Source organism: Mycobacterium sp. SMC-13, assembly GCF_045311035.1.
In the GTDB taxonomy this organism is placed as follows: domain Bacteria; phylum Actinomycetota; class Actinomycetes; order Mycobacteriales; family Mycobacteriaceae; genus Mycobacterium.
The window spans coordinates 214,841-238,270 of the sequence record NZ_JBJIAI010000009.1; the positions used below are offsets into that span (position 1 = coordinate 214,841).

A 23,430-nucleotide genomic window follows, 5' to 3' on the forward strand; every position below is an offset into this window, starting at 1 on the left:
GGTCAAAATGTTGAGCAGACTGCTCAATTGTGACGTGGCACACTGTGACGCACGCATCATTTTGTTCGACGTTGCGTCACGTGCTGCACGAGAGGAAGCGATCGGTATTCGACCGGAGTCGCCATCGCGAGCATGGTTTCGGAGTGTTTGACGCCGTCGATGCGATGCACGCGCTGGATCACGCTGAGCAGTTCTTCCTGCGTCTGCGCGGCGATGCGGGCGAGCAGATCCGCCCGTCCCGTCGTGGCGTGGACCTCCAGTACATGCGGGACGTCCTGCAGAGCTTCGATGATGGCGTTCATCTTGGTCTGGTCCGTCTCGATGAAGACCAGCGCATGCACCGCGAACCCGAGCTGCGACAGGTTGATGTTGGGCGGGTAGCCACGCACCAGGCCGGATTCTTCGAGCCGCTTCATGCGCGCCTGCACGGTATTTCGAGCGACCTTCAGCCGCGACGCCAGCTCGAGGATCGGCGTCCGCGGGTCGGCGGCCAGCTCCGACAGCAGCGCGGAATCGAGTGCGTCGAGCTTGATGGTCATGCGCCATTTTCCCACGGCGGCACCGTGGGTCACGCCGATTCGGCGACGCTCACCTGCGGTTCGCACCGCACGTCGAAGTTGACGGAATTGGCGATGAAACACAGGTGGTGGGCCCGCTCGTGGACGCTCGTGAGCGCCTCGCGGTGCCGGTCGTCGACGATCTCGACGACCGGACGCAGCACCACCTCGGTGAAATACCCACCACCGTCAGGGGTCTGCGCCATGGTGCCCGACGGATGGTCGGCGTATCCGGTGACGACGATGCCCTCCTGGGAACACAGCGCCAGGACCCACAGCATGTGGCACTGCGACAGGGACGCCACCAGGAGCTCCTCGGGGTTCCAGCGCTGCGGGTCGCCGCGGAAAGCAGGATCAGCGGAGCCGGCGATCGTGGGTTTGCCGTCGGCGCTGACGTCGTGCGCGCGGTCGTACTCGCGGTAGCCCGAGGTTCCGGTGCCGGTATTGCCGGTCCATGTCACGTCGAGCTCGTAGTGGTGCGTCTTCGCCATGGCGGGCGTCCCCTTCGTCGGTGCTGGCGCGTACCTCTGTTCTAGCGCACGCCCACCGCCGCTCAGTGTTTACGCCGGCCGTGGTCGCCCTTCTCTTTGGACTCTTTGGACTCCTTGGACGAGGCGGCTTTGGCGGCGTCCACCTTGGCCGACGAGTCGTCACCCTTCGCCGCGCGCTTGGACTTCTTGGTGGGTGTCGCCGGCTTGGCATCCTGCTGCTCGGCGGCAGCCGTCGACGTGGCCGGTGCGGCAGCCGATTTGGGTGCGGTGGCGTGGTCACCGGGCTTCTTGGCTGCCGATTCTTCCTGCTTCGCTTTTGATTTGGCGCCCTTCGCTAGGGTCCGCGCGACAACAGCGGTCGGCTGCGCGACCGTTTGCGCCGCGGTCGCGGTCGCCCCGGCGGTCGTACCAGTCGTGCCAGTCGAGACCGACGCGGCCGGGCGCGGCGCGTGGGTGAGGACGTTGGCCAGGCTCTGGACCGAGGACACGACATTGGCGACTGCCGTCAACGGGTTGTGCCCGCTCAGCACCGTGCCGACTCCCGTGGTCGAGAGCGTGGCCACGGCGTAATAGACGCCGACCGCGGCCCGCAGCACCCTGACGACGTAGATCACCGGCGTCAGCGGCGCGAGGTGGGGCGCCAGAGTGGCTGTCACGGTACGCGTGGCGCCGGCCGCGGCGGCGCCGGCCGATCCGATTCCGCTGACCAGCTGCTTCACCTGTGGCGAGGATGATGCGCCGGGAAACGCGGTGACCGCGCTGACCAGACTCTGCAGGTGCCCCGCCGTCGACGTCACCTTCTCCACGGCCTCGTACTCACCGGTGCTGGAGTCAACCTGTGCGCTCAGCACCAGCAGCGGGAAGTCCGGTGTCTGCCAGTAGATCACGTCGGTGGCGACGGCCTGGGCCGCGCCTCCGACGTTGCCGACGTACCGAATCGGATTGAAGGCGGTGTCGATGGCTGCCGCCGTGAGCGCGTACCGGTATTCGGCGCTGTGCACCGTCGTCGGGTGCGCGGCCGGGAGAACCGGTGCGGCGCTGGTGACCACGACGGCTGCCGAGCACACCACCGACAGGGTCACGGCCTGCGTCTTGACCCACATGCGAACTACCTCCTCGATTCCCCGCCACGGCGAGATTTCCGAAAACCGAACCCCCGCTTGGGCTTCGGTGCTTTCTCTTTGTCTTCCTTCGCGCTGCCAGACTCCTTGGCGCCGGCAGCAGCTGGTTTGGCGGCCGCCGGATTCAGGGCCCTTGCCGCCAGGGCGGCGATCGACGGCCGGGGAGCCGGATCTCGAGGTGCAACCTGCGGGCGGTGGACGTAGGCGCGGTCGATCTGCGGCCGGAGCAGAGCGTCGATGAGAGACGTGTTCAGTCCGGCATCGCGCAACGGTTGAGTGAGTGGCAATCGCCTGGTGGGCACCACGTAATGCGTGGTGGTGCCGCCGGCGGCGTTGGTGCGGACGGTCTTGAGCGTTCCCGGTGTCGCCGGGTTGGCGGCCGACCCGTAGTCGGTGTGCACGAATCCGATTCCCATGACGGCGTTGAGGACGGCCAAACGCGTTGGCTTGTCCGGCCAGTCCGAGAAACCGTCGTACTCGCGAACGATCTCGGTGGTGGGGTATGCGCTCGCCCTTGGCACGTTCGGCGCGAACAGTTGCAGTGCCGGATTCTTGGTCGTGATGCCGCCGGTGGTGTTCTGCGGGTCACCGAAGGTCACGAATTGCAGATTGTCCGCACGGTGACGAGTGAACGAATCCTGCAGCGACCGCGAGAGTTTCACGTAGTTCAGGACGATGGCGCCCTGGCTCAGGCCGGCGAGGGTGACGGCGGCGCCGTCCGGAACGGTGGCGAGGGTCGCGTTCACCTTGGTGCTCCCGATGACTGCGTCCGCGCCGAACAACAGGCCTGCGGGATACCCGATGCCATGGATGGTGCCGCTGGAATCCAGGTACCCGTCGGCCAGTCCCAGGGCCTCGCGGGCGGTCGGCGACACAGCGCACAAGCAGGTGCCCTGCAGATAGAAGGTGACGTCGGGGCTTTCGTCCGATGCCGCCGCCGACGGCTCCGCGCCGATCGCCACGCAGAGTGCGACAACGAAACCTATTGCACTGCAGCGGTTCAGGCGGGCCACTGGGCAGTTTCCTATCTGTGCACGAGGACGGAATTACGGTTGATACGCAGCGCGCCACGAATCGGGCGACGATGTCGCCCGTGGTGACGTACGTGGAATCTCGCTGATGAGTCAGCGGCGGTGATGGCGGCGTGGAGCGAATGATTCTCGCCGGCGCGTCTGATGTGCCCTGCCGTCCCCGACTACCCCCGTTTGGTACCTCAGTACAACTTGACCAGGCGAAATTAACACCGTCGCAGCATTCTTGCTCGCCATGAGACGCACGTCACCGCGAGCTCAGCGCCGGAACACCACCCAGCGCATCGCGGCGTACATGTAGACCGCCTCGCAAACGCCCGCGGCCATCCGGGCGACGTGGTACTCGACGCCCAGGGCTGACAACCCGGTCGACACACCGAGGATGAACGCCAGGTAGTTGACAGCGACCACGACGACGTAGACGGCGAGCTGCGGACCCACCGCGCTGTGCGAGCTGAAGTTGAAGATTCGATTCAGCACATAACTGAGCCCGAACGCGCTCGCATAGGCCGCCGTGACTGCCCCTGCCAGTGGCAATCCCAACCCGTCGCGCAATCCGGTGAGCAACAACAGGTCGATCGCGAACGTGCAGCCGTTGATCAGTGCGAAACCCAGGAACGTCGGAGCGACAATCGATTTGAGGCCGAAGGGCAGCCGGCCGACGGCCAGCTCACAGCCCCGGTGAAATCGGTCGACGGCGCGCTGCAGGCCACTCGCCGCGTCGACGGTCACGCGGGCACTGTGTCATGGGCCGGCGTCGGCCAGGTAGCCGCGAGGCGAACTCTGCGCTGCGGCTCGGCAGCGTCCCGTAATGTCCACGGCGATGAGCGCCACCATCATCACGTCGGCGGTAGCGACCTTCGCCGTCACCAACATCGACGATCTCGTGGTGCTCGCGGTGTTCTTCGGCCAGGCCCGGGGCCACCGCGGCGCGGCCGCGCGGGTGGCCGCCGGACAGTACCTGGGTTTCGCCGCCATCTTGGTGGTGTCGATATGTGCCGCGCTTGTCGGCGCGGCATTGCTACCGGTCACCGTCCTGCCGTGCCTCGGATTGTTGCCAATCGCGTTGGGGCTCAGGGCAGCTTGGGCGGCCTGGCGGGGTCGTGGCGCCGAACCGTCGGAAGCCGACGGCGGGCCGGCGTCGTTCGCGCCGGGTGTCTCGCAGGTCGCCGCCGTGACCTTCGCGAACGGCGGCGACAACGTGGGCGTCTACGTGCCGATGTTCATGGTCGCCACTGCCGGCACCGTCGCCTGGTACGTCACGGTGTTTCTCCTCGGGGTCGGGGTGTGGTGTATCGCCGGCCGGTATTTCGCCTCGCATCCGGTCGTCGCCGACACGTTCACGCGGTGGGGACACCTCATCCTGCCCGTGGTCCTCATTGCGGTCGGAACCACGATCCTCATCGAAGGCGCCGTCTTCGCGCGGTGACCGCAGTATGTTCACCCGGGTGACCAGCAAACGACTGTCGCCGCTCGATTCGATGTTCCTGGCGGCCGAATCTCCCGAGACGATGATGCATGTGGCGGGACTCATGCAGTTCCGCCCGACATCGGGCGACGCCGGGGACATCCTGGATCAGCTGCGCGACGAGATCTACGGGTCGAACGAGATCGAGCCGCCGTGGAACATGAAGCTGCAGACGCCGTGGTTCCTGCTGAATCCACTGCAGCGGTGGGTCGAGGACCCGAAGTTCGACGTCATGTATCACGTCCGGCGGTCCGCATTGCCCCGTCCCGGCGACCAGCGTGAGTTGGGAATCCTGATCTCCCGCCTGCATGCTCGCCAGCTGGACCTGACGCGACCGCCCTGGGAACTGCACATCATCGAGGGCCTCGACGACGGAAACGTCGCCCTGTACGTCAAGATGCACCATTCCCTCGTCGACGGCTACACGGCGATGAAGACGCTCATCCGGTCGATGTCGACCGACCCGTCCGACACCGACACCCCGCTGTTCTTCCGGAACCCGGTGCCGAAGCGGGAGCGCAAGACGGACGAGAAGGACAGCAGCCTCATCCCCGACATCGGCGGGCTGCTGCGGTCCGTCACCTCGGAGTTGTCGACCGTCATCGATCTGCCTGCCGCGTTCGCCAAGCTGGCCGTGACCGCGGTCAGCAGGAGCAATCCGCTCGTCGGGCCGGGCCAGGCGCCGCACACCATCTTCAACGGTCGCATCGGCCGGAGCCGGCGGTTCGCCACACAGCAGTACGACATCGCGCGGCTGCGGGCCGTTGCGGATGCGGCCGGCGCGACTCTCAATGACGTCGCGCTCGCGATCTGTGGCGGTGGACTGCGTGACTATCTCCTCGGACTCGACGCCCTGCCCGAAAAGTCGCTGATCGCCATGCTGCCGGTCAACATTCGCCCGAAAGACGATCCCGGCGGCGGCAACGCCGTGGGCGCCATTCTCGCGACACTGGGTACCGACCTCGCCGACGCCCGCGAGCGGATCGAGACCATCAGCGCCTCGACGAAGGCGGCCAAAGATCAGTTGTCGGGCATGACCAGCACGGCCATCCTGGCCTACACCGCGGCACTGATGGCGCCGTTCCTCGTGCAGACCGGAGCGGCGACGGTGGGTGCCCCCAAGGTGGCACCGGCGTCCTACAACGTCATCTTGTCGAATGTCCCCGGACCTGACTATCCGCTGTACTTCCGGGGCAACGAGCTGGTGTCCACCTATCCGGTGTCGATTCCCGTCCACGGTGTCGGCCTGAACATCACATGTCAAAGCTACTCGGGCACTTTGAATTTCGGTTTCACCGGGTGCCGCGACTCGATGCCGCACATGCAGAAGCTGGCCATCAAGACCGGCGAGGCGTTGCTGGCGCTCGAGCAGGCCTACGGTCTGCTGTGAAAATTGTGTGTAAACGCAATTGACTCAAGTGGCGAAACGAACAGTCACAGCGGTCTCAATGGTGCTACCTTCACCGAACCAGATAGCGCCGGAGAGTAGGTATGAAATGAGTGCAACGACCACGCGATTCGCTCGCATGTCAATGGGGGCAGCAACGTTCGGCGTTGCATCTGCGGTGGCTGCATTGATCAGCATGCCGATCGCGCACGCCGACGAACTGCAGTGCTCGGACGGCTTGGTCGCCTCCGAAGGCACCTGTGTGCCGCAGGTGGATGCGCCCGCGGCTCCGGAAGCGGCTCAAGGTCCGTTCAATGCGCCGGAATCCTCGCTCGATGACCCCAGCTTGTTCACGCCGCCCTACCAATTGACCGAAGACGAGGTGGCCTCGCCCGGATACAACGGCGGTGGTCGGCGGTAAGCCGGTCATGGCCGACGCCGGACACCCGAGCCGCCGTGGGGTACTCCTCGGTGCGGGTGCCGTCGGTGCCGGGGTGGTGCTTGCCGCCTGTGGCGGGAAAGAGTCGCCATCGCCGGCCGGCCAGTCCACGAGCAGTGAGACCAAGGCCGCAGCACCCTCGGTGAAGACTGCCGATGTGCCGGTGGGCGGGGGAGTGGTCCTCGCCGCGGCGAAGGTCGTCGTCACTCAGCCGAAGGCCGGTGAGTTCAAGGCGTTCACCGCGGTGTGCACCCACAAACAGTGCACGGTGTCGAAGGTTTCCGACGGCACCATCGACTGCCCTTGCCACGGAAGCAAATTCAGTGCGGTCGACGGCTCCGTCGTCACCGGTCCGGCAGAGGAGCCGCTGGCGCCGAAGGCGGCGTCGGTCGTCGGGGACACCGTGACCGTCGCCTGACCTCACGTCCGACGACTACACCGAGCAGTCATGGGTCAATGCTGGGGCGGCGCCCTTGGTGGTGGATTCTTGGCAGATTCCTGTGGCTCGCGGGTATCGCTCGCCATCTGCTGTGTGTCAGCATGGAAAAACCGGTCGCAGTTAGCTGGTGCAAGGCGGTGAAGCTGGTATGGACATCATCAAGCTGTTCCGAGCCAGGCGGTTAGCCCATGTCGTCGGGGTCGCCACGGTCGTCGCTTCCGCGTTTGTGGGCGCTCCGGCACCACCGGCGTCCGCCGACCCGTGCCCCGATGTCGAGGTGGTGTTCGCCCGCGGCACCAGCGAACCCCCGGGTATCGGGATGGCCGGCCGGGCCTTCGTCGATGCCCTGCAGGCCCAGGCAGGCAACAAGTCGGTGGCGGTATATCCGGTGAACTATGCCGCCAGCAGCGATTTCGGGAACCGGCTGGATTTCGTACAGAGCGTTGTCGACGGGGTCAAGGACGCCGCCACACACGTCGAAGCGTCGGCCGCGGCCTGCCCACAGACCAGGATCGTCCTCGGCGGATACTCGCAGGGCGCAGTGGTTTCCGGGTTCACGACCGCGAACGCGCTGCCGAAGGAGATCCCGGCGGACTTGGCGGAGTACACCTGGTACGCGCCCAAGCCGATGCCGCCGACGATCGCGAATCACGTTGCGGCGCTTGTACTGTTCGGAAAGCCCTCGTCGCAGTTCATGGCGGACATCGGCGCGCCGCCGATAGCCATCGGGCCCGCGTACGTGGCCAAGACCATCGAGTTGTGCGTACCCGACGACACCATCTGCAACGGGGCCCCCGCGGGTGGGCCGTCGTTCGCGCACATCACCTACGGCTCGAATGGCATGGCCGACCAGGCCGCGACTTTCGTCGTCGGCAGGCTGTGACGACGTTCCTGCTCGTTCCGGGTGGCGGATGCGATCCGTCATACTGGCGATTTGTGGTGCGCGAGTTGGCTGTTCGCGGGCACCGCGGCATCGCGGTGGACCTACCATGCGCCGATGATGCGGCCGACCTCAACACGTACGCCGACGTGGTCGCGGCACAACCATTCGATGACGGCGAACCGCCTGTGGTCGTGGCGCATTCGTTCGGCGGGTTCACCGGAGCGCTGGCCTGCCCGCGGGCCGGTGCTGCGGAGTTGATCTACGTCTCGGCGATGGTTCCCCGGCCGGGCGAACGCCCCGGTGATTGGTGGAGCGCCACCGGATGTGTTGCCGCGCAACGGGAAGCGGCCGCCGCGGGTGGGTACGAAGTCGATGACGCCGTCGCGCTGTACTACAACGGTGTCGACCCCGCCGTGGTCGCGGAGGAGGTCGAACGCGCGCAATCGGAGACCCCGTCGCTGAAACCGTGGCCGGCCGAAGCGCTTCCGCAGGTTCCGACGCGGTTCATCCTGTTCCGCGACGACCGGTTCTTCCCTGAGCGATTCATGCGGCGCGTGGTCGCGGACCGTCTCGGCATCGAACCCGAGGTCATGCCCGGCGGTCACATGGCGATGCTGTCGCATCCGGCCGAACTCGTCGATCTCCTGACGCTCGGCCGGTGAGGTATGCCTGTTCGACGGGGTTCGCGGTCAGGTCGGCAGCGCGGCTGTAGGCGTCGGCCGCCTCGCTTGTCCGGCCGAGACGAGACAGCAGTGCGGCGCGGACCACGTGATAGACGTGGTAGCCGGCCAGGTCGAGCGCTTCCACCAGATCCAGCGCCGTCTGCGGGTCATGGACCTCGGCAACCGCCACGGCGCGATTGAGGGCGACAACGGGTGTCGGGGCAATCGCCATCAGCTGGTCGTACAGGGCGAGAATCTGGTGCCAGTCGGTGGCGGCGGCGGTCGGCGCGTCACTGTGCACGGCGTTGATGGCGGCCTGGATCTGGTAGGGCCCGGGCTGGTTCCTGCGCAGGCATCTGCGGACCAGCGCCTGCCCTTCGGCAATGAGGCCGCGGTCCCACCGACCGCGGTCCTGGTCCGCCAGCAGAACAAGCTTGCCGTCCGCATCTGTTCGCGCCGCGCGTCGTGCATCGGTCAGCAGCATCAGCGCGAGCAGTCCCCAGACCTCGGGCTCGTCCGGCATCAGCTCGGCCAGCAGCCGGCCGAGCCGAATCGCTTCGGCGGTGAGTTCGGCCCGTACGAGATCGTCGCCTGAGCTTGCAGTGTGTCCCTCGTTGAAGATGAGGTACACCACCGCGAGGACGCCGTGCACACGCTCGGGTAGGTCACTGTCGTGCGGCACCCGGTAGGGGATGCGGGCGTCGCGGATCTTGCGCTTGGCGCGGACCAGCCGTTGCGCGACAGTGCTTTCCGAGATCAAGAAGGCACGGGCGATCTCCTTGGTGGACAGGCCGCCGAGCAATCGCAGCGTGAGTGCGACGCGCGCGTCGAGGGCGAGCGCCGGGTGACAGCAGGTGAAGATCAGGCGTAACCGGTCGTCGTGCACGGGGCCTTCTTCGAGATTGTCGTCATCGGCCGCCGGATAGAGCAGTGCCGCCTGCGCGTGCCGTTCATCGCGGACGGTTTCCCGGCGGAACCGGTCGATGATCGTGTGCGCGGCGGTGGTGATGATCCAGCCCGCGGGGCTCGGCGGCGCGCCGGTCTGCGGCCAGCGGTCCACTGCTTTGGTGAAGGCGTCCTGGACCGCCTCCTCGGCGAGGTCGATGTCGCCGAATCGACGGACCAGGACAGCCACCGCGCGCCCGTACTCCCGCCGGAACACGCCGGCGATCTCTGCGGGCGGCAGCTCTAGCACGGCCGCGTTCAGCCCCTCAGATCGCCCCGGAACGGGCGCACCTCGATGGGCAGGAGCCGCACGGCTTCCGCCTGCCTGCGGGCCCAGCCGAGCGCGGAATCCAGATCGGGCACGTCGATGATGGTGAAGCCGCCCAGGTGTTCCTTGCCCTCGGCGTACGGTCCGTCCGTCGTCAGGACCGCGCCGTCGTGGACCCGGACCACGGTCGACGCGTCAGGACCGTGCAAGCCACCGGAGAACACCCACACGCCCGCTGCCTTCATGTCGTGCTCGACCGCGTCCAGGGCATCCATGATCGGCCCCAGCACCTCCGGCGGCGGCGGATCGCCGACCGGCTGATGCATGGCGAGTAGGTAGTGCATGACCGTCACTCCTCGATTCGGGGCGGCCGGTTGCCACCCTTCACCTTCTACACGAACGGCTACCCCGGGTTTCGACAGACATCGGATTTTCCTGGGCGATCGGCAGAATGTCGGGATGGCCTGGCACCATCGGGAAGCGTGACTTCCGTGCAGCGGCCGGTGCCGCCCATCAATGCCGACGAGCGCGCCACACTCGAGGGTTGGCTGGACTTCTACCGCGCAACGTTGGCGGCCAAATGCGAGGGTCTCGACGACGAGCAGTTGCGCACCGCGTCCGCGCCGCCGTCGGAGCTGACGCTGCTCGGGTTGCTGCGGCACGCCGCGGAGGTGGAGCGCAACTGGTTTCGCCGGGTGCTCGCCGGTGAGCAGGCACCACCGATTTTTGGGCCCGCGGATCACCCCGAGGGCCACGACGGCGGATTCGAGCTGTCACCGGAGTCGTCGTACCCGCTCGCGTTCCGGATCTGGCAGGACGAGATTGCCCATGCGCGCGCCAACTGCGCTGCGCGCCGGCTCGACGACACCAGCCCGTTCATGGGTGGCGAGGTGAATCTGCGCTGGATCTACACGCACATGATCGCCGAGTACGCCCGCCACTGCGGGCATGCCGACGTCATCCGCGAACGGATCGATGGTGCCACCGGCGTGTGATGTGGACGGTCAGAGGACGTAGAGCATCTCCTGATACGTCGGCAACGGCCACAGGTCGTCGGCCACCACCGTCTCCAGCGTGTCGGCCGCGGCACGGACCGCCTCCATGGCGGGCAGCAACGCAACTTGCGCGTGCTTGGCCTCGTCATAGGCCGACGCGGCCGAATGCTCCGACAGTGCCGCCTTCAGCGTGGCCAACGCGTCACTGAGCGCACTGATCGGCTCCGAGACCGATTGCAGCAGCGTCAAACTCGGCGTCATACCAGCCGCCGTCAATGCGGCGACGTTCTGTGCGAGCTCGGTCTGGTAGCGCAGCGCGGCCGGCAGCACGATGGTGGAACCGATCTCGAGCGCCAGCTTGGCCTCGACGCCGATCGTCAGCGCGTACTGCTCCAGGCGTACCTCATAGCGGCTGTGCAACTCCCGCTCGTTGAAGACGCCGTACTTCTCGAAGACCGCCACCGCCTCGGGCTTGATCAGTTCCGGGATGGCATCCAGCGTGGTCTTCAGGTTCGGCAGCCCGCGGGACGCCGCCTCGGCCTGCCAGTTCTCCGAGTAACCGTCACCGTTGAAGACCACCGCACCGTGTTCGGTGATCACCTCGGTGAGCAGCTTCTGCACCGCCGTGTCGAAGTCTTCGCCGTCGGCCACAGCTTGCTCCAGATTGGTGGCGATGTAGTCGAACGAGTCGGCCATGATGGTGTTGAGGACGATCATCGGGACCGCCACTGTCTGGCCCGAGCCCGGTGCCCGGAACTCGAACCTGTTGCCGGTGAACGCGAACGGGCTGGTGCGGTTGCGGTCACCGGGGTCGGTCGGCAGCACCGGCAGGGTGTCGACACCGATGATCATGCTGCCCTTGCCTTTCGACGACGTCGCAGCGCCCTTGGCGATCTGCTCGAAAACATCGGCAAGCTGATCGCCCAGGAAGATCGAGATGATCGCGGGCGGTGCCTCATTGGCACCCAAGCGGTGATCGTTGGTCGCCGATGCGACCGAAACCCGCAGCAGCCCAGCGAATTTGTGCACCGCGCGGATGACGGCGGCGCAGAACACCAGGAACTGGGCGTTCTCGTGGGGCGTGTCGCCCGGCACCAGCAGCGACCCCAGTTCGGCGTTGCCGACCGAGAAGTTGACGTGCTTGCCCGAGCCGTTCACGCCGGCGAACGGCTTCTCGTGGAACAGGCATTCCATGCCGTGCTTCTTGGCGATGGTCTTGAACACGGTCATCAGCAACTGCTGGTGGTCGGAAGCGATGTTGGCGCGCTCGAACATCGGGGCCACCTCGAACTGCCCGGGGGCGACCTCATTGTGGCGCGTCTTGGCGGGGATGCCGAGCTTGAACAGCTCCCGCTCGGTGTCCATCATGAACCCCAGCACCCGGTCGGGGACGGCACCGAAATAGTGGTCGTCGAACTCCTGGCCCTTGGGCGGTTTGGCGCCGAAAAGCGTACGGCCGGAATTGATCAGGTCGGGCCGGGCGAGGAAGAAGTGCCGGTCGACGAGGAAGTACTCCTGCTCGGGACCGCAGAACGAGACGACCTTCTCGAGATCCTTGTGGCCGAACAGCGTCAGGATGCGTTCCGCGTGGATGCCCATGGCCTGCTGGCTGCGCAGCAGCGGTGTCTTGTAGTCCAGCGCCTCGCCGGTCATCGACACGAAAACCGTTGGGATACAGAGTGTGTTGCCGTTCGGGTTCTCGAGGATGTACGCCGGGCTGGTGACGTCCCAACCGGTGTACCCGCGGGCCTCGAACGTGGACCGCAGACCGCCGGACGGAAAGCTCGACGCGTCGGGCTCGCCCTGCACCAGCGTCTTGCCGGCGAACTCGGCCAGGGCCTGCCCGTCAGAGACCGGCTCGAGGAAGCTGTCGTGCTTTTCGGCAGTCAGGCCGGTCATCGGATAGAAGACATGCGCGTAGTGCGTCGCGCCCTTTTCCAGTGCCCAGTCCTTCATCGCGGCGGCGACGGCATCGGCGACCGTCGGATCCAGCTTGGCGCCCTTCTCGATGGTGGCGACCACCGATTTGTAGATCGCTTTGGGCAGGCGCGCCTGCATCTCGGCCTTGGTGAATACGTTGGTGCCGAAGATCTCGCCGGGCGCTTCGGCCGGGTCGAAGGTGTACGCCGGGGGCGTATAGGCCTGGACGCCGGCGATCGCTCGCAAGCGGGTGGTATTTCCGCTCAATGCAGTTCCTATCCCTACGTGAATGACCGCTTCACACTAGGGACGCCTCATGGCAGCAGTGTTACGTCGATGTCAAGGGCGGCGTCAAGTACCGGTCAGCCGCGGCGGCCGACATCCTGGCTCAGAATCTTGGGCCACGTCTCGACGTCCTCCGGTGTGTGAGCGAGCGTCAAGGTGGACCGCGGCATCAGCGCGGCAAGGGCTTCGGCGGTCGAGAGCGGATGGGCCGGGTCGTCGATCCAGGCCAGGATCGTTGTCGGCACGTCGATCCGCGCGATGGCTTCGGGCGTCGGTAGGTCACTGAGCGCGGCACCGCGAAACAGTGACGGCAGTAGGGCGTCGGCGACATCGGGAACGGTTTCGGGTGCACCCACGGTCGCCGGCGGCCGTGGCGCGCCACGAGAGGCCGCAATGAACGCGCCGACGCCCTCGGTCTCGATGAGCGTGGCCGCGGCCTCGTAGTGCGCGGCCTGCGCGCGCCGGGTCTCCCACGCGGTGGCCGGCACCATCAAGGTCAGTCCCGTGAATCGTTCTGGTTCGCGGCACGCCGCATGCAACAGCGTCCCGGTGCCCATCGACGGCCCGACCCCGTGCACCGGTTCGCCGGGAAACCACCGGTCGAGCAGATTCAGCAGGTCTTGCGCGAGCTGTTCCCACCGGTAGTCCGCGGGGACTTTCCGGCCCGTCGACTTGCCGTGGCCACGCGCGTCGTAGCGCAGCAGCCGCGTCCCGCTGAGCCCCCGGCCGAGGTCGAGATTGAGCACCCGATCGCGCGCGCGGCTGGAGGTGAGTCCGTGGAGTTGGACAACGGGGTGGCCACCTTCGTCGCTCAGTTCAACCGCAAGCTCGGCTCCGGGAACTGCGAAAGTAGGCATCAGGCAACTCTTTCCGTAACCGATCGCCTCGTCGTGGCGTCGACCTGCTGACCGAGCATTCAGGCTAACCGGGGCGCTAGGGTACCGCCATGCGGCTCACGAACGTCTCGCACCTGCGACTGCCGTTCGGACGGCTCTGGGGCTACGACGTCGCGGTGTCGGCGCCGGGTCGGCAGCTTCCGGTGTCCTTTGACCAGCGGATTCATGTCGGCGCAGGGGCCCGGCCGGGCTCTTGGATGGCGTTGTCCATTCGCTTGCCGGACCGCGTGAGCCGGGAATCGCTGGCCGCTGCGTGGCTGGCGGTGGTGGCCCGCCACGGCACGTTGCGGACCGCATTTTCGGCAGGACCGGACGGCGATCCGCAACTGCACGAGATCGAAGTGCGTCCGGCCGGTTGGGTCGAGCACGAGATAGCTGCCGGCCAGGCGGTGAACGACGCGCTGCGCGGTGTCCTGGATGCGGCCTGCTCGCCGTATCAGCAGCCCTCACACCGGTTGTGCCTGCTGGAAACCGCCGCTGGTTTGACCGTGGTGATAGCGGCGGACCACAGCCACGTCGACATGTGGTCGATGCTGGTGATCGCCCGGGATCTGCTGGCGCTGCTCGCGGCTGCGCGCACCGGGCGCGTGGTTTCGCTGCCGCCGGCGCCCGCTTTCGTCGAACACACCCAGGCGCTGCTCGATCGTCCCGCGGCGCCGGACCACGTCCGGGAAACGTGGGCGCGCATCATCGCCGACAGCGGCGGGGTGATGCCGCGATTCCCGCTGCCTCTGGGCGAACCTGAGCTGGGGCCCGAGCGCGTCGAAGTCCGGGATGTGTTCGATGTCGACGCCAGTGCGGCTTTCGCCGTGCAGGCCCGCAACGACGGCGTGTCGACGCTCGCGCTGGCGGTGGCCGCGATGACGGCCGTGACCCGGGAGCTGGCCGACGCGCCGCTTCGCGCCGTCTTCCCGGTGCACAGTCGCTTCGATACCACCTGGCACGACTCGGTGGGCTGGTTCATCACCAATTCGGTTCTGGAGTCGACCGTCGCAGATCCACGTGCCGCGGCTGCCGCGGTCAAAGAAGCAGTGCAACTCGGGTCGTGGCCATTGGCGGACGTGCTGGCCCCATGGGGCGGCATGCCGATGTCGCCCGGGATGTTCGCGATCTCATGGCTGGATCTGCGGCGTCTTCCGGTTCGCATCGACGACGTCGGGCTGGACGCTCAGTACGTGAGCGCCGCCATCCAGACCGACGGCGTCATGCTGTGGTTCATCCTGGACGAGTCCGGCCTGCATCTGCGATGTCGCTATCCCGACACCCGCGAGGCGCGAACGAATGTCGGGGCATGGCTGGACCTCTTGGTGACGCGTCTGCAGTCGCAAGCGCGAACCTCGGTGCGGGGACTACTGCGGGTGGGAGACCGCAGTTTCCGGGTGGAACGGGCGGCCCGTGACGATGTCGCGTCGATCGTCGCGCTGCTGTCCGACGATGAATTCGGCCAGGACCGGGAAACCGCGGACCTCGAAGACTACGAGGCGGCGTATGACGGCCTCGTCCGTGACCACTCCAACTACCTCGGGGTGGTCCGCAACTGTTCCGATGTGATCGTTGCGACCGTCCAGCTGACCGTGATTCCCGGGCTGTCCCGCGGCGGTTCGACCCGACTACAGATAGAGGGTCTGCGGGTCACCGCGGCCGAGCGCCGAAAAGGACTGGGTACGGCCCTGGTGCAGTGGGCGCACGAGTACGGCCGGGCACACGGTGCGCGCTTGGCCCAGGTGGCCACCGACGAAGCGCGCGAACAGGCTCGGGCGTTCTATGACCGCCTCGGGTACCACGCCGCGCACGTCGGCCTCAAACGCACCATCTGAGGAGGCCGTCACCGCTCGCGGAGCGGTCGACCGCCGGTGAGCAGCCCGGCGACGAGAAGTGCTGCGCCACAAGCGCCGACGGTCGCCGGCCAACCGCATGAAGCCACAGCAGCCGCGCCGAACGCCGTCCCGAGGCTTCCGCCCACGAAGTAAACCAGCATGTACGCGCTGTTGAATCGGGCAGGCGCGGACGGATCGATCGCCAAGATGGTGGTCTGGTTCGCCACCTGTGCCGCGAACAGGCCGGTATCGAATGCGGCCAGGGCCGCCATGGTCGCCAGTGGGCTGCCCAAGCCGAAGGCGAGGACCGGGCAGGCGGCGCCCGCCACCGCGAGACCGACGAGGACCACGGGCCGGAAGCCCAATCGGTCGGTGTAGACGCCGGCGACGCGCGTCGCGAAGATCCCTGCGCTACCCGCCAAGGCGTAGAGCCCGATCTGCTTGGCAGACAGGAAGTATGGCTGTTGCGACAACGCGACCGCGATTCCGGACCAGACCGCGCAGAACGCGAAGAACCACAGTGATCCGCGCAGCGCGCCACGGCGTAACACGCGGTCACGGGCGAGCAGCCGGGGCAGCGATGCCAATCCGGCGAGATAGTTCTGTTCGACGGCTCCGGTCGCGGTCGGCAGGAACAGCAGGCAGCCGCCGGCGACTCCGAAGGCCGCGGCAGCGACCACGAGAAGCATTGCGTGCCAGCCGATCACGTCGCTCAACCAGCCGCCGGCGATCCTGCCGGCCAGGATGCCGGCCGAAATCCCGGCCGTGACGATACCCAGAATTGTCGAGCGCCGGTGCGCGGGCGCGAGGCGACCGACAACGGAACTCAGACTCGCGCCCACCGCGGAGCAGGCGCCGGTCAGCAGCAATCCGAACCCGACCAGCCACACAGTGCCGGCAACGGCGGTCAGTGCGAGCGCGGCGCCGAGCGCCAGGAACTGCCAGGCGACCACCCGCCGCGGCGAGAACCTGTCCACCAACGGGACCAGGAGCGCCAGCCCCAGCAGGTAGCCGATCGGACCGCAGGCCAACGCCGCACCGACCATCGCCGTGCCGGAGCCCAGCGATCGTGCGATGTCGGCGATGGCCGGCTGGAGCGGGTAGATCGTCGCGGTCCCCAAGGCGGCGGCCAGCGACATGAAAAGGACTGTGGTGCCGGTGATTACCGGACTTCGGTGTGCAGTTGTGGTCACGAGTCGACGTTATTGGCCACGTCGCGGGCAGCGCTGGCGGAAATCCGCCATCGCAGTCTGGCTAGCTCTTCCAGACCACCTTGTCACTGCCGCCGGCATCCCGGTACACGACGCTGTCGGGCGCGGTTCCGTTCCGGACATCGAAGTAGATTCGACCCGTGGCATAGCTGCCCGGGGCGATTGGCTGGTTGGGCAGGCCCTCGACCTCGTTGCCCTTCATGTCCGCATATGTCGAGCTGTTGACGGCCCGCGCGTTGAAATCGGAGATGTTCGGCGTCGGCGCACCGCTCACGGCGCGCGCTGTCACATCCGAGTACCAGATGCCGTCGTTGTGTCCACTCGGCTGCAGGTTGATGACGGTGTACTCGATCGCGCCACCGGGGCTGGGAATCTCGGCTCGCTGGCCGAACATCACTGCTGTCGGGTCGGCGAGCGCCGGGGTTGCCGCCAGGATTCCGGCGGCCGCGATGCCGGTAGCGGCTGCCATTGTTTTCGATGCGATCTGCGAGAACGCCACGTCGAGCTCCTTTCGTTTCCTCCTGTTTTCAGGAGTTGGCTGTCTTTGGTCCTTCTGCAGGGGTATCCAAAGGCAGGGACGACGAAACTGGCCGACGTGAAGACCGGGCCTTGCCGCCGGGGAGGGTTTGCCTAGATTGGGCGTCGGCGCCTCCTGGTAGGCGCCCAGGGTGTGGCCCTGGCGGCGTACGGCCCAGCCTTCGGGGTGGTGGAGGAACCACCGGCTCACATGACTGCTGCAGCGGCTATCGATCCCGGAGGGCTGCGCTGCACCGGCGTCATACGGCGCACCGGCCCGCGCCGCGGTCGCCGACATGTGGACTCCAAAGACCGACCAGCGCACCGGGGCCCGTATAGAGCGCACCCGACCGCTGGTGGCGTCGGTTGCTGACGGCAAGGAGCTTCAGCGGCGCAGAAGATCGCGTCGACTTCGGCGATCAGCGCTATCACCATCGTGGGGTCGTCCACACCCAGCGATTGGGCCAGCTCTTCTGGCGTGATGGTGTCAGGCGCGGCCGGCGCCGCAATCATGCTGTGCTGCATCACTTTTCACCTCCTTGCACTGTCGGCATGACACCGACCATTCAAGAATGTGCCGCAGTCGCGGAAAGTTGGCCGGCCGGTGCCGGGCTGGTCAGCGTCCAGCCCGGCACCGGCGCATCGACCCGGTCAGGCGTTCACCGGCTCCTTGGCCGCTGCCGTGTTGGTGACAGGGCTGCCGTCCTCGGTGATCACTTTGCTTTCGTCGATCGCCTTGGCGTTTCCGGTTCTGCTGACCGTGATCTTGCGCGGCTTGGCCTTCTCGGCCACCGGGATCACGAGCCGGAGCACCCCATCGCGGTAGTCCGCGGTGATCCTGCCGGTGTCAAGGTTGTTGCCCAGCACCAGCTGTCGGGAGAAGACGCCGCGCGGCCGCTCGGCGGCCAGCATTTCCCGCGACGAATCCACCGGGGACCGTTCGGCGCGCACAGTCACCACATTGTTCTCGATGTCGAGGTCGAGGGAATCGGCATTGACGCCGGGCAGGTCGAACTCGACGTGGAACTCATCGCCGTCGCGCCAGGCGTCCATGGGCATCGCCGCCGGACGGGCCGCGGTGCCGAGGACTTCTTGGGTGAAGCGATCCAGGTCTCGGAACGGGTCAGTACGCAGCAGCATCGTGGCCACCTCCATCTGTCCTTTCTCTTGTGCCATCTATGCGCTTCCAGCTCGATTATCTGTGTCGGCTGGCATAGATTTGTTTTAGCACTCGACGTCGGCGAGTGCAAGCAAGTCGCAGAAAAATTTTGATGGATGTCGACGCCCAGCCGGGTGCGCGATCTCGCGCCGGTTGCAATCGTGCAAAGGTACGGCAGCGCACCTGCGCCACGGGAGAGGGCACGCATCGGGGAGCCTTAGTCTGGGCTGCGATGACTGGACCGGACTCTCGTGTGAAGCGCTGCCGCGCAGCGCTTCACGTCGTCGTGTCCGCATTGACGGTCGCCTTCATCGGACTCGTCGGCACTCCGGTCGCTCATGCGGCCGCGGCCGGGGCGCGGCTCGTGGTGCAACACACCTGGCAGGACGGGTTCATCGCGCGCTTTGTGGTCACCAACTACAGCACCGTGCCGATGGCGGATTGGAAGATCGAGTTCGACATGCCGGTCGGGCAGTCGATCTCGCACGTGTGGAGCAGCACCTTCGCCCAGTACGGCACGCACTACGTGATCACCCCCGCCAGCTGGAACCGCGTGATTCCGCCCGGTGGTACGGCCAACGGAGGCATCCGCGGCATTCTGAGTGGCACCTACACGCCACCGTCGAATTGCGTACTCAACGGCCAGGTCTACTGCTCCTAGCGTGATGGCGGTCTGATGACGAGCGTGGCCCTTACGGACTGGCTGCTGGACTCGGACCCGGCGCTGCGCTGGCAGGTCGAGTGCGATCTTCTCGATGCGCCGGCCGCGGTGTGGGAGGGAACCCGGTCGCGCATCGCGACCCAGGGCTTCGGTGCACGCCTGCTCGCACTGCAGGATCCCGACGGCCAGTGGGCCGGCGGCGCGTTCTTCCCGGCGGACTACGACTTCGACGACCCAGAGCGGCCCGAGGAAGGCCAGCCATGGACGGCCACGACCTGGACGCTGAATGCGCTGCGGGAGTGGGGACTTGATGCATCGGTGTTGCGGGAACGCCGCACCGCCGAGCTGCTCGACGCGCACTGCCGCTGGGAGTACGACGACCTGCCGTACTGGTCCGGTGAGGTGGACTGCTGCATCAACGCCTGGACCCTGGCCAACGGCGTGTGGCTGGGCGCGGACGTCGACGGCCTCGCCGACTGGTTTCTCGAGCATCAGTTGCCCGACGGCGGGTGGAACTGTGACTGGGTCGAAGGATCGCGGAGATCGTCGTTCCATTCCACTCTGAACTCGCTCAAGGGGCTGCTGGCTTTCGAGGCCGCCACTTCGGGCAGCACCGAGATCCACGCGGCACGCCGGCGCGGGGAGGAGTACCTGCTCGAACGCCGGTTGCTCAATCGGCTCACCACGAACCAGCCAGTGGGGCAATGGATCAACGACTTCAGCTATCCGATGCGGTGGTCCTACAGCGCTCTCAATGCGGGTGAGTACTTCCGCCGCGCCGCACTGCAGGATGGCAGCGCACCGGATCCCCGGTTGAGCGACGCGGTCGACATCGTTCGGGCGGCCCGGCAGCCGGACGGCACCTGGTTGCAGACCGGCCGGCAGCCGGGCCGCGTGTGGTTCGAGGTCGATGTGCCGGCCGGGGAGCCGTCAAAGTGGCTCACGCTCTACGGGACACGACTGCTCGACTGGTGGGACTGCGCCGCGTAACCGCGGACAATGGCCGGCGCCGCGCCCTTTCGCTCTCACGTGCGGGACGCCCGGAAGGCCCGCGGACTCATCCCGTGCCACCGGCGGAACGCCTGCGAAAAGCTCGACAGCTCAACATAACCGAGTCGACTCGCCGTCTCGGCCACGGTCAAGCGACCCCCGATCAGCATCTCTTCTGAAAGGCGCTGGCGGATCTCGTCGAGGAGTTCGCGGTACGACGTGCCCTCGGCGCCGAGCCGGTGGCGTAACGTCCGCGGGCTCATCAGCAGCGCTTGGGCGATCTCGTGCGCATTCGGTGGCTGCGCCGGGGACGCCAGTAGCAGGTCGCGAACCTGGCCCGAGAGTCCGGTCCGGCTGCGCCGCTCTTCGAGGAGATTGCGGCACTGCTCCTGGGTGGCGGCGGAGTTGTAGGCGTTGGCCTGCGGCAGTGGGAGGTCGAGCACGTCGATGGGCAGAATCAGCAGGTTCTCGGGTGCATCGAACTCCGGCTCGGCGTCGAATGCGGCGATGTACCGCTCGAGATTGGCAGGCCGGCGGTGGGTGAACCGGACGCCCAAGGGCGGCAAGTCTGCCGACAGTTCCCGTTTGATCACTGCGACCGCCGTGGCCAACCGGTCGATTTCGAATCGGCGGACGCGGTCGGGCGTGCCCGGCGCCTCCAGGACGAAGTGGAACTCGTCGCCGACCACCCGGGTACCGAGCGTCGACGAGGCGAACGTGAGGTCGAGATAGCGCACGCCGACGTCGATCGCACTGCGTAAGGTCGGGCTGCTGATCAAGGCGAACCCGAAGATGCCGTAGGTGGCAAGCCGATAGCGCAGCCCGACCTCGACGCCGAGGTCATCGGGATAGTCCAGCGCCTCAAGCAGATTCGTGACGACAGTCAGTTCCTGGCGGGCGGTGACCTCGGCGCCCGGGCGCTGCAGACCTTGGACAGTCAGTCGAGAGCCGGTGAGGCAGGTTTCCGGGCTGACGCCGCGTTCGCCGGCCAGCCCGAGCAGCACGCCGACGCTCGTCGGCGTGCGGGGGATGTCCCAATCAACCACATTGCCGAATCTAGTAAGTCGCGTCGCCAAGATCGATTTGCTTCGCCGAATTGATAGTGGCAGTCGCGGTTGCACCGGGTGGGCGGATACGTAGGTCGGTGACCACAGATCGTCGACCCCGGCGATCTGCTCTCAGCGTTGCCACTTCGAGTAAGTATTCCGCCGCTTAGGGTCTCCCAACTGCTCATCTTGGTTCGTAGCGTCATTACCAACGAAGAGGGATGTGCGGAGGAGGCCCCGTGAATGAGAACTGGTCAGACGCCGATCCACAGCCCGAATTCCAGATCTGACAGGACGGAGAAACTCGTGAACATTCTCGATCAGGCAATCACCAAGGCGCAGGAAGCGATCCTCGACCCAGTGCGCAGCCGCGCTCAGTCGACCATCCCGATGCCTTTGCAGATCAAGGGCATGCACCTCTACCAGAAGACGAAGAAATCGGTGGTCGGCGACAAGTCGCCGGTCTTCGTCGAGGCCCCGATTCCCCCCGTCGAGGAAGTCGAGCTGGCAGACATCGACGTCAGCAACCCGTTCATGTTCCGCCAGGGCCGCTGGCAGTCCTACTTCAAGCGGCTCCGCGACGAGGCGCCGGTGCACTACCAGCCGAACAGCCCGTTCGGGCCGTTCTGGTCCATCACCCGCTACGACGACATCGTCACCGTCGACAAGGACAACGAACGCTTCTCCGCCGAGCCGCAGATCATCATCGGTGACCCGCCGGAAGGCCTGGACGTCGAGATGTTCATCGCCATGGACCCGCCGCGGCACGACGAGCAGCGGGGCGCGGTGCAGGGCGTGGTGGCGCCCCAGAACCTCCAGGAGATGGAAGCACTGATCCGGACCCGGGTGCAGGAGGTCCTCGACGGTCTGCCCGTGGACGAGCCGTTCGACTGGGTCGACACGGTCTCGATCGAACTGACCTCACGCATGCTGGCAACCCTGCTCGACTTTCCCTACGACGAGCGCCGCAAGTTGGTCTACTGGACCGACACCGTGGCCGGCAGCGCCTCGGCCACCGGCGGCGAGGCCGACATGGATGAGATGTTCAGCGCCGCAGCCGATATGGCACGCGCGTTCAGCGCCCTCTGGTACGACAAGAAGGCTCGGTTGGCGGCGGGAGAGAAGCCCGGCTTCGACCTCATCACGCTCATGCAGTCGTCCGAGGACACGAAGGACCTGATCGACCGGCCGATGGAGTTCCTCGGCAACCTGATTCTGTTGATCGTGGGCGGCAACGACACCACCCGCAATTCGATGACCGGTGGCGTGCTCGCCCTGAACCAGAACCCCGACGAGTTCGCCCGGCTGAAGGCCGATCCGGGCCTCATCACCAAAGCGGTCCACGAGATCATCCGGTGGCAGACCCCGCTGGCCTACATGCGCCGCGTCGCCAAACAGGACACCATCCTGAACGGACAGTTCATCCGCAAGGGCGACAAGCTCGTCATGTGGTACGCCTCGGCCAACCGCGACGAGCGCAAGTTCGAGAATCCGGACGACTTCATCATCGGCCGCCACAACGCCCGCCATCACCTGGCATTCGGCATCGGCATCCACCGCTGCATGGGCAGCCGCCTCGCCGAACTGCAGCTGAAGATCCTGTGGGAGGAGCTGCTGGCCCGATTCGAGGACATCGAGGTTGTGGGGGAGCCCGAGTACACCCAGTCCAACTTCGTGAAGGGCTACTCCAAGATGATGGTGAAGGTCACCAGGAAGCAGCCGGCCGCCACGGTGTGACGAGAGGACAGCGATGGGCTCGTTCGATGTACTGATGGACGACGAACGGGCCCAGCTCGACGCCTTCGTGGAGGACTACCGCCGTGCCGTCGAACTGACTCTCGACGGCCTCACCGAGGAGGAGTCCCGCCGGCGCCTCGTCCCGTCAGCGACAACGCTTCTCGGGTTGCTCAAGCACGTCACCTGGATGCAGCGCGTGTGGTTCGAGGAATGCGTCGGCGGCACATCCCGTCAGGCTCTCGGCCTGGTGCAGAGCGTCGACGAGTCCTTCCAGCTGGATGACGACGACACCATTGCGTCGGTTCTTGCGGCGCACCGTGATGTCTGTGCGACAGCGCGGGCGGCGGTCGCCGATCTACCGTTGGACACCGTCGTGACGGGGCACCGGTCCGGGCCGCGAACCCTGCGTTGGGTCATGTTGCAGGTGCTGCGGGAGCTGGCGCACCACTGCGGGCACGCCGACATCCTGCGCGAACAGGTGCTTGCCAGTCGTGCGTGATCAGCGC

25 protein-coding genes are annotated in these 23,430 nt (G+C 66.5%); 12 read left to right on the forward strand and 13 right to left on the reverse strand.

What is annotated here, in order from left to right:
* Positions 1–56 precede the first annotated feature (56 nt).
* The 5 genes from ACJH6I_RS15850 to ACJH6I_RS15870 form a co-directional block, all read right to left on the reverse strand.
* A complete protein-coding gene (locus ACJH6I_RS15850; RefSeq protein ID WP_061001308.1) occupies positions 57–539 on the reverse strand; it encodes an Lrp/AsnC family transcriptional regulator in 483 nt (160 codons plus the stop codon).
* A gap of 29 nt (positions 540–568) precedes the next feature.
* Positions 569–1,048, reverse strand: a complete 480-nt coding sequence (locus ACJH6I_RS15855; RefSeq protein ID WP_212811387.1) for an OsmC family protein — start codon at positions 1,046–1,048, stop codon at positions 569–571.
* Between the two features lie 62 nt (positions 1,049–1,110).
* The gene (locus ACJH6I_RS15860) at positions 1,111–2,151 is read right to left on the reverse strand and encodes a hypothetical protein (protein WP_346415786.1); all 1,041 of its coding nucleotides are present in this window, start codon (positions 2,149–2,151) and stop codon (positions 1,111–1,113) included.
* A gap of 5 nt (positions 2,152–2,156) precedes the next feature.
* On the reverse strand, positions 2,157–3,131 hold the full coding sequence (locus ACJH6I_RS15865; protein WP_346415787.1) for a PE-PPE domain-containing protein: 975 nt from the start codon (positions 3,129–3,131) through the stop codon (positions 2,157–2,159).
* Positions 3,132–3,458: 327 nt separating this feature from the next.
* Entirely contained in the window at positions 3,459–3,932 is a 474-nt protein-coding gene (locus tag ACJH6I_RS15870) for a GtrA family protein (protein WP_346415788.1), read from the reverse strand.
* 79 nt (positions 3,933–4,011) lie between these two features.
* Between ACJH6I_RS15870 and ACJH6I_RS15875 the strand changes: the two genes are divergently transcribed.
* From ACJH6I_RS15875 to ACJH6I_RS15900, 6 genes are all read left to right on the forward strand, one after another.
* The gene (locus ACJH6I_RS15875; RefSeq protein ID WP_406784263.1) at positions 4,012–4,629 is read left to right on the forward strand and encodes a cadmium resistance transporter; all 618 of its coding nucleotides are present in this window, start codon (positions 4,012–4,014) and stop codon (positions 4,627–4,629) included.
* A gap of 7 nt (positions 4,630–4,636) precedes the next feature.
* Positions 4,637–6,058 (forward strand): wax ester/triacylglycerol synthase family O-acyltransferase, encoded by a 1,422-nt coding sequence (locus ACJH6I_RS15880; RefSeq protein ID WP_212811392.1) that lies wholly within the window; start codon positions 4,637–4,639, stop codon positions 6,056–6,058.
* Between the two features lie 193 nt (positions 6,059–6,251).
* Positions 6,252–6,476, forward strand: a complete 225-nt coding sequence (locus ACJH6I_RS15885) for a hypothetical protein (protein WP_346415790.1) — start codon at positions 6,252–6,254, stop codon at positions 6,474–6,476.
* Between the two features lie 7 nt (positions 6,477–6,483).
* On the forward strand, positions 6,484–6,912 hold the full coding sequence (locus ACJH6I_RS15890; RefSeq protein WP_406774612.1) for a ubiquinol-cytochrome c reductase iron-sulfur subunit: 429 nt from the start codon (positions 6,484–6,486) through the stop codon (positions 6,910–6,912).
* Positions 6,913–7,081: 169 nt separating this feature from the next.
* Positions 7,082–7,816: a cutinase family protein gene (locus ACJH6I_RS15895; protein WP_244872537.1), complete on the forward strand. Its 735-nt coding sequence runs from the start codon at positions 7,082–7,084 to the stop codon at positions 7,814–7,816.
* Between the two features lie 53 nt (positions 7,817–7,869).
* The gene (locus ACJH6I_RS15900) at positions 7,870–8,478 is read left to right on the forward strand and encodes an alpha/beta hydrolase (protein ID WP_244872538.1); all 609 of its coding nucleotides are present in this window, start codon (positions 7,870–7,872) and stop codon (positions 8,476–8,478) included.
* On the opposite strand, the gene ACJH6I_RS15905 is transcribed toward ACJH6I_RS15900, so the two are convergent.
* Entirely contained in the window at positions 8,405–9,673 is a 1,269-nt protein-coding gene (locus tag ACJH6I_RS15905; protein WP_371824544.1) for an RNA polymerase sigma factor, read from the reverse strand. The two genes, ACJH6I_RS15900 and ACJH6I_RS15905, sit on opposite strands and share 74 nt — an antisense overlap.
* Positions 9,674–9,681: 8 nt before the next feature.
* Positions 9,682–10,035: a YciI family protein gene (locus ACJH6I_RS15910; protein WP_318985023.1), complete on the reverse strand. Its 354-nt coding sequence runs from the start codon at positions 10,033–10,035 to the stop codon at positions 9,682–9,684.
* A 138-nt stretch (positions 10,036–10,173) separates the two neighbouring features.
* On the opposite strand from ACJH6I_RS15910, the gene ACJH6I_RS15915 reads away from it, so the two are divergent.
* Positions 10,174–10,686 (forward strand): DinB family protein, encoded by a 513-nt coding sequence (locus tag ACJH6I_RS15915; protein ID WP_212811397.1) that lies wholly within the window; start codon positions 10,174–10,176, stop codon positions 10,684–10,686.
* A gap of 9 nt (positions 10,687–10,695) precedes the next feature.
* On the opposite strand, the gene ACJH6I_RS15920 is transcribed toward ACJH6I_RS15915, so the two are convergent.
* Entirely contained in the window at positions 10,696–12,873 is a 2,178-nt protein-coding gene (locus ACJH6I_RS15920; protein ID WP_212811398.1) for a glutamine synthetase III, read from the reverse strand.
* 95 nt (positions 12,874–12,968) lie between these two features.
* Positions 12,969–13,748: an alpha/beta fold hydrolase gene (locus ACJH6I_RS15925; RefSeq protein WP_212811399.1), complete on the reverse strand. Its 780-nt coding sequence runs from the start codon at positions 13,746–13,748 to the stop codon at positions 12,969–12,971.
* A gap of 89 nt (positions 13,749–13,837) precedes the next feature.
* Between ACJH6I_RS15925 and ACJH6I_RS15930 the strand changes: the two genes are divergently transcribed.
* Positions 13,838–15,604, forward strand: coding sequence for a GNAT family N-acetyltransferase (locus ACJH6I_RS15930; protein WP_212811400.1), 1,767 nt, complete (start codon positions 13,838–13,840; stop codon positions 15,602–15,604).
* A gap of 8 nt (positions 15,605–15,612) precedes the next feature.
* Here ACJH6I_RS15930 and ACJH6I_RS15935 read toward each other — a convergent pair whose 3' ends face one another.
* The 3 genes from ACJH6I_RS15935 to ACJH6I_RS15945 all read right to left on the reverse strand — a co-directional run bounded on the left by ACJH6I_RS15935 (position 15,613) and on the right by ACJH6I_RS15945 (position 18,471).
* A complete protein-coding gene (locus ACJH6I_RS15935) occupies positions 15,613–16,743 on the reverse strand; it encodes an MFS transporter (protein WP_212814809.1) in 1,131 nt (376 codons plus the stop codon).
* Positions 16,744–16,858: 115 nt separating this feature from the next.
* Positions 16,859–17,314 (reverse strand): DUF1942 domain-containing protein, encoded by a 456-nt coding sequence (locus tag ACJH6I_RS15940; RefSeq protein ID WP_212811401.1) that lies wholly within the window; start codon positions 17,312–17,314, stop codon positions 16,859–16,861.
* A 668-nt stretch (positions 17,315–17,982) separates the two neighbouring features.
* Positions 17,983–18,471, reverse strand: coding sequence for an Hsp20/alpha crystallin family protein (locus tag ACJH6I_RS15945; RefSeq protein ID WP_244872940.1), 489 nt, complete (start codon positions 18,469–18,471; stop codon positions 17,983–17,985).
* A gap of 251 nt (positions 18,472–18,722) precedes the next feature.
* On the opposite strand from ACJH6I_RS15945, the gene ACJH6I_RS15950 reads away from it, so the two are divergent.
* On the forward strand, positions 18,723–19,151 hold the full coding sequence (locus ACJH6I_RS15950) for a cellulose-binding domain-containing protein (RefSeq protein ID WP_212811402.1): 429 nt from the start codon (positions 18,723–18,725) through the stop codon (positions 19,149–19,151).
* A 15-nt stretch (positions 19,152–19,166) separates the two neighbouring features.
* On the forward strand, positions 19,167–20,141 hold the full coding sequence (locus ACJH6I_RS15955) for a squalene cyclase (protein ID WP_212811403.1): 975 nt from the start codon (positions 19,167–19,169) through the stop codon (positions 20,139–20,141).
* Between the two features lie 35 nt (positions 20,142–20,176).
* On the opposite strand, the gene ACJH6I_RS15960 is transcribed toward ACJH6I_RS15955, so the two are convergent.
* Positions 20,177–21,187: an AraC family transcriptional regulator gene (locus ACJH6I_RS15960; RefSeq protein WP_212811404.1), complete on the reverse strand. Its 1,011-nt coding sequence runs from the start codon at positions 21,185–21,187 to the stop codon at positions 20,177–20,179.
* A 306-nt stretch (positions 21,188–21,493) separates the two neighbouring features.
* Here ACJH6I_RS15960 and ACJH6I_RS15965 point away from each other — a divergent pair, with 306 nt between their 5' ends.
* Both ACJH6I_RS15965 and ACJH6I_RS15970 read left to right on the forward strand, forming a co-directional pair.
* Complete coding sequence (locus ACJH6I_RS15965; RefSeq protein WP_244872540.1) at positions 21,494–22,924, forward strand: cytochrome P450; 1,431 nt, start codon at positions 21,494–21,496, stop codon at positions 22,922–22,924.
* Positions 22,925–22,958: 34 nt separating this feature from the next.
* Positions 22,959–23,423 (forward strand): DinB family protein, encoded by a 465-nt coding sequence (locus ACJH6I_RS15970; RefSeq protein WP_406774611.1) that lies wholly within the window; start codon positions 22,959–22,961, stop codon positions 23,421–23,423.
* Positions 23,424–23,430: the final 7 nt, after the last annotated feature.

Excerpts from the sequence above, each read along its gene's own strand:
- ACJH6I_RS15850 (WP_061001308.1), bottom strand. The coding sequence starts at position 539 with ATGACCATCAAGCTCGACGCACTCGATTCCGCGCTGCTGTCGGAGCTG.
- ACJH6I_RS15855 (WP_212811387.1), bottom strand. The coding sequence starts at position 1,048 with ATGGCGAAGACGCACCACTACGAGCTCGACGTGACATGGACCGGCAAT.
- ACJH6I_RS15860 (WP_346415786.1), bottom strand. The coding sequence starts at position 2,151 with ATGTGGGTCAAGACGCAGGCCGTGACCCTGTCGGTGGTGTGCTCGGCA.
- ACJH6I_RS15875 (WP_406784263.1), top strand. The coding sequence starts at position 4,012 with ATGTCCACGGCGATGAGCGCCACCATCATCACGTCGGCGGTAGCGACC.
- ACJH6I_RS15880 (WP_212811392.1), top strand. The coding sequence starts at position 4,637 with ATGTTCACCCGGGTGACCAGCAAACGACTGTCGCCGCTCGATTCGATG.
- ACJH6I_RS15885 (WP_346415790.1), top strand. The coding sequence starts at position 6,252 with ATGCCGATCGCGCACGCCGACGAACTGCAGTGCTCGGACGGCTTGGTC.
- ACJH6I_RS15890 (WP_406774612.1), top strand. The coding sequence starts at position 6,484 with ATGGCCGACGCCGGACACCCGAGCCGCCGTGGGGTACTCCTCGGTGCG.
- ACJH6I_RS15895 (WP_244872537.1), top strand. The coding sequence starts at position 7,082 with ATGGACATCATCAAGCTGTTCCGAGCCAGGCGGTTAGCCCATGTCGTC.
- ACJH6I_RS15910 (WP_318985023.1), bottom strand. The coding sequence starts at position 10,035 with ATGCACTACCTACTCGCCATGCATCAGCCGGTCGGCGATCCGCCGCCG.
- ACJH6I_RS15925 (WP_212811399.1), bottom strand. The coding sequence starts at position 13,748 with ATGCCTACTTTCGCAGTTCCCGGAGCCGAGCTTGCGGTTGAACTGAGC.
- ACJH6I_RS15930 (WP_212811400.1), top strand. The coding sequence starts at position 13,838 with ATGCGGCTCACGAACGTCTCGCACCTGCGACTGCCGTTCGGACGGCTC.
- ACJH6I_RS15935 (WP_212814809.1), bottom strand. The coding sequence starts at position 16,743 with ATGTCGCTGGCCGCCGCCTTGGGGACCGCGACGATCTACCCGCTCCAG.
- ACJH6I_RS15945 (WP_244872940.1), bottom strand. The coding sequence starts at position 18,471 with ATGCTGCTGCGTACTGACCCGTTCCGAGACCTGGATCGCTTCACCCAA.
- ACJH6I_RS15950 (WP_212811402.1), top strand. The coding sequence starts at position 18,723 with ATGACTGGACCGGACTCTCGTGTGAAGCGCTGCCGCGCAGCGCTTCAC.
- ACJH6I_RS15955 (WP_212811403.1), top strand. The coding sequence starts at position 19,167 with ATGACGAGCGTGGCCCTTACGGACTGGCTGCTGGACTCGGACCCGGCG.
- ACJH6I_RS15970 (WP_406774611.1), top strand. The coding sequence starts at position 22,959 with ATGGACGACGAACGGGCCCAGCTCGACGCCTTCGTGGAGGACTACCGC.